At 72.3% G+C, this 4,768-nt stretch carries 3 protein-coding genes; all 3 read right to left on the bottom strand.

All coding sequences use genetic code 11. The annotated features are described in order from the left end of the window. Positions 1–122 precede the first annotated feature (122 nt). Genes ACFWX1_RS46515 through ACFWX1_RS46505 form a run of 3 tightly spaced genes read right to left on the bottom strand, consistent with a single transcriptional unit; the run spans position 123 to position 4,616 of the window. Positions 123–3,218, bottom strand: a complete 3,096-nt coding sequence (locus ACFWX1_RS46515; RefSeq protein WP_378396351.1) for an arabinosyltransferase domain-containing protein — start codon at positions 3,216–3,218, stop codon at positions 123–125. A gap of 32 nt (positions 3,219–3,250) precedes the next feature. Then, complete coding sequence (gene bluB, locus ACFWX1_RS46510; protein ID WP_378396350.1) at positions 3,251–3,901, bottom strand: 5,6-dimethylbenzimidazole synthase; 651 nt, start codon at positions 3,899–3,901, stop codon at positions 3,251–3,253. Continuing rightward, positions 3,894–4,616, bottom strand: coding sequence for a cobalt-precorrin-6A reductase (locus ACFWX1_RS46505; protein ID WP_378396354.1), 723 nt, complete (start codon positions 4,614–4,616; stop codon positions 3,894–3,896). The genes bluB and ACFWX1_RS46505 overlap by 8 nt, the downstream gene beginning before the upstream one ends. Positions 4,617–4,768: the final 152 nt, after the last annotated feature.

Genomic DNA, 4,768 nt, shown 5'->3' with positions numbered 1-4,768 from the left:
GCCACCGCTGACCGGCCGCCCCCAGCGCGTCACCACATGCCGTTAAGGCCACCTTACGGGCGTCCGACGCCCGTAAGGTGGCCTTGACGGGACGCCACGGCAACACAGAAGCGCCCGAAGAACTATCGCGTCGGGTCTTTGCCGTTGGGCTGACGCGGGCCGGGACCGGGGGACCACCAGCCGGGCACGGTCTTCTCGCCGTGCAGCACCGTCGGCGCGATGCCCTCGGTGAACGGTTCGATCTGCAGCAGCTGGCCCCACGACTGATACGGCTGCCCGATCAGGTAACTCGGCACCTCGGGTTCCTTGGCGACTTCCTCGAGCCAGCCGGTCGGGCCGCCGTTCGGGCTGGCCGCCCAGTCCGCTTCGTCGGCGAGGCGGCCGGCGGTGATGCGGTACGCGGGCATCGCGGAGATCCCGTCGTGCGAGGTCACCGGGTTCACGCACGGGTAGACGAACGACGCGGGCCAGTCGACGTAGACCGGTTTGTCGCCGATCTTCTCGGTGAGCGTGGTGAAGGTCGGGACGCGCGGGGCCGACGCGGCGATCCAGCCGTCCTCGGTGAGGTCGTCGTCGACGATGTTGATCCGTACCGCGTTCGTCTCGGGCGGCAGGTCGCGCAGGTTGATGCGGGTGTCGTTCCAGCTGCCGGTGCCCGCGCCGGGCGGCAGCACGAACTGGCTGCGCAGGACCTTGACGCCCGAGGGAGTGTTGACGCCGTAGTCGAGGCTCACCGACGTCGGCCGCTTCGCCGCGCCCGCGGTGGCGACGACGATCTGCCCGTCGGCGGGTTTCTCGGCCAGTGCGTACCAGTCGCTGCGCAGCCGTCCGGCGCGCGTCTCCTGGTCGAGGTAGCTCGACCACATCGGCACCTGGTCCGGCGTGAACCCGTGCGGCGGCTCGGCGAGCGGGTCCTTGTCGTCGACCGGGCGCGTGTGGAACCCGGTCTGCACGCGGCCGTTGTCCGGTTCGGGCGGCGGCAGCGGCGAGTTCGGCGGCGGGGGCGTCGTGACGGGCGGGACGGTCCGCTGCTCGGTCTGCGGGCGCAGGATGCTGGTGGCCGCGTCGCGTTCCACCATGACGCGGTCGGAGAGGTTGCAGCTCTTGCCGAACAGGTGCCCGATGTTGGCCGCGCCGAGGCTGTAGCTGCCCGCCTGGTTGTGCATCGCCCACGCCATCGTGACGAACTCGCCGCCGGCGACCAGGCCACAGACCACCACGAGCGACAGCGAGCCCAGCTTCAGCGCGCGCCCCCGTCTTTCCTGCTGCCCGATCGACGCGCCGGGCCGATGCGCGCGGACGTTCTCGACGAACGAGTACACGCCGGCGATCCCGGCCGCGACCAGCAGGATCGTCGACAGCGGGATCCCGCCGATCGACGGCGCGACGCTGGTCCACTGCACACCGAGGCGCGAGACGAACCAGTACGTGTTCGGGCCGGTCGCGGCGAGCGCGCCGACGACGAGCAGCCCGGCGAGGAAGGCCGCGCGGTTGCGTTTCGACCGCAGCACGGTCGAACTGGTCGCGAGCGCGGTCAAGGCCGCCATCGACGCGCCGACCGCGGCGAACGCGCCGAAGTGGTGGGTCCACTTGGTCGGGGTCAGCGCCAGCAGCAGGAAGAACAACGCCGTCGTGCCGATCAGCCGCCGGGCGGGGCCGAGTGACGCACCGGGGATCCGGCCGCGCCGCAGCAGCACGACCAGGCAGGTCACCGTGCACAACAGCACCAGCAGCACGGGGAAGCGGCGCGGCGCCGAGCCGTCCGGCAGGCTCTCGAACAGCAGCTGGTAGCGCGCGAACTCCTGGAACCACGACAGGTTCGGGCCGACCTGGGCGCGCAGCCGGGTCGCCTCCTGCACGGTGGCGAACGTCTGGTCCGCGAACATCACGACGAGCACCAGGAACCCGGCCGCGGCGACCGGCGCGAGCACCGTGGTCCAGCCGTTCTCCGCGCGCTGGCGCAGCAGTTTGAACAGCGGCCGGGCGGCGACGAGGAACGGCGCGACGGCGATCAGCCCGGTCGGCGTCGCGGCCAGGGTGAAGGCCGCCGCGGTCAGCCCGAGACACAGCGGCAGCAGGCGGCGCGTGACGAGCGCGCGTTCGACCGCGCAGATCGCCAGCAGCGAGCCGAGCGCCGCCACCGGCTCCGGCCGGACGCCGTTGTTGTAGGGCATCCACCAGACCAGGAACACCGCCGCCGCGGCCCAGCCCGCCGCGCGGCTCGTGCGGACCTGGGTGCCCAGCCGGGGCATGACCTCGCGGCTGATCAGCAGCCAGGACAGGCAGCCGAGCAGGAACGACGGCAGCCGGATCCACGGCGGCACCGTGGACACGTGCGTCATCAGCTCGTAGACGTGGTAGAACCAGCCGAACGGCGCCTCCGCGACGCCGAACCAGCGGTGGTAGTTGGTGAGGAACCCGGTCTGCTCGGTGACCCTGGCCATCGTGAGGATGTAGCCGTCGTCCGAGGTCACCGGCCCGATGAAGACCCACGCGCCGAGCGCGGCGAACACCGTCGCGTCGCGGGCGGTCAGCCGCCACCAGCCGACCGGCGCCCAGCGCGGCGCCCGTCTCGCGAAGCCGGAGTCGAGCCGCCAGATCGCGATCATGCAGCCGATCATGGAGATCACCGCGAGGATCCCGACGATGATCTTCCACGTGGTCGGCGAGGTCTGGTACCGCGTGTCCGGGACGACCGAAACGTGCAGTCCGGCGATCGGGTCGCGGCCGGAATTGATCGAGGAGTAGATGCCGACCACGCGTGGCCGGACGTCGCCGGTCGTGTGGAACACCGGGGTGCCCGCGACGGACACGGTCATCTGCGTCGCGTCCGCATGCACGGCGACGTCGCAGCCCTGCGCGGGCAGCGGCTGCTGCACTATCTGCTGGCCGTGGCTGGAGGCGAGCAGCACGCCGTTGTCGACGCGCACCTGCATGCCGACGCCCTTGCCCGCGCGCGGGTCGGTGCGCCCGTCCGGCACGGTGGCGAACAGCAGGGCGGGGCCGTTGGTGCGCGCGTCCAGCGAGTGGATGGTTGCGCACGGCAGCGCTACGCGCATGTCCTCGGCCCAGTACCCGGTCAAGGGCGCGTTGACGGAGCGGGTGTCGTTGCCTGTCGGCCAGACGACCTCCGCGGTGTCCTGCACCACCGGCAGGAAGGGGAAAGCCAGCGCGCACAAGGCGGAGAGCAACCCCAGCGTCACAGCGATCAACCGCATCGGCGCAACGCTAATGGGTCTGATCGGCCGTGTTACGCCGACCCCGGGTCACGCGGGGTGAAACGTTCGTGGTGTAAAGCCGCGGTCAAGGGCCTGCGGCTACGCCAGCCGTGGCGTTCGAGATCGGGAACCTCGGCGAGTGCGGTCACCGGCCCGACGCACAGCCAGGCGACCGGGCGGATGCCGCCGGGGATCCCGAGCAGGTCGGCCAGGAACGGTTCGCGGTAGAAGCTGACCCAGCCGACGCCGAGGCCTTCGGCGGTCGCGGCGAGCCACAGGTTCTGGATCGCGAGGCACACCGAGTACAGCCCGGCGTCGGCGATGGCGTGCCTGCCCAGCACGTCCGGCGCCCCGCGCGCGGGGTCGTAGGTGACGACGATGCCGAGCGTGGCGTCGAGGATGCCCTCGATCTTGATCTTCTGGAAGGTCCCGGCACGCTCCTCGGCGAGGGAGGACGCGAAGACGTCGCGCTCGTCGTGGACGTGCTTCGCGAACGCCTCGCGGGTGGTGACGTCCCGGACCAGCACGAAGTCCCACGGCTGGCTGAGCCCGACGCTGGGCGCGGCGTGTGCGGCGGACAGGATCCGGTGCAGGACGTCGTCGTCGATCGGGGCGCCGGTGAACTCGCCGCGGACGTCCCGGCGGCGGTACAGCGTCTCGTAGAACGCTTCCAGCTCAGTCATTCAGCACCCACTCGACGGCTTCGCGGACGGTGCCGACGGTCTCGGCCTCCGGGCGCGGCGGCCTGCGGACCACGACCACGGGCAGCCCGAGCTCCCGCGCCGCGCGGAGTTTGGCATCGGTGTGCGTGCCGCCGCTGTCCTTTGTGACCAGGACGTCGATGCGGTGCTCGCGCAGCAGCGACCGTTCGGAGTCCACTGTGTACGGTCCGCGATCGAGGAGGACCTCGTGGTCGCGCGGCAGGGGCGGCTCGGGCGGGTCGACGCAGCGGATCAGGAACCACAGGCCGTCCAGCCCGGCGAACGCGGCGAGCCCCTGCCGTCCGCTGGTCAGGAACACCCGGCGCCCGAGCGCGGGGAGCCGCGCGGCGGCGTCGGCGAGGTCGTCCGCCCAATGCCAGACGTCGCCGGGCTGCTGCCGCCAGCCGGGACGCGCGAGCCGCAGCAGGGGGACGCCGGTGCGTCGCGTGGCCTCGGCGGCGTTCGCGCCGATGCGCTCGGCGAAGGGGTGCGTCGCGTCCACGACGGCGCTGACGTCGTTGTCCCGCAGCCACTGCACGAGCCCGTCTACGCCGCCGAAGCCGCCGACGCGCACTTCGCCCTCGGGCAGCCGGGGCCGCGCCACCCGCCCCGCCAGCGACGACACCACCCGCACCCCACGCGCGGTCAGCCCGGCGGCCAGCTCCCGCGCCTCCGCCGTCCCGCCCAGGATCAGCAGCGGTCCGTGAAGGCCCCCTTGCCTACCCTGAGGTCCGTGAAGGCCTCCTTCACTACCCGGAGGCCCGTGAGGGGGGCGGTGGAGGAGCCGGCGCGGCGCACAGAGTGGGCGGGGGTGCGGGCGGCGCGGGGGGGGGGGGAGTCGTTTATGTC

Origin of the sequence: Amycolatopsis sp. NPDC059021 (assembly GCF_042739895.1) — a bacterium.
Lineage (GTDB): Bacteria > Actinomycetota > Actinomycetes > Mycobacteriales > Pseudonocardiaceae > Amycolatopsis.
Note: the sequence above shows the minus strand (reverse complement) of the source record. Positions and strands in the feature narration are given on the sequence as shown.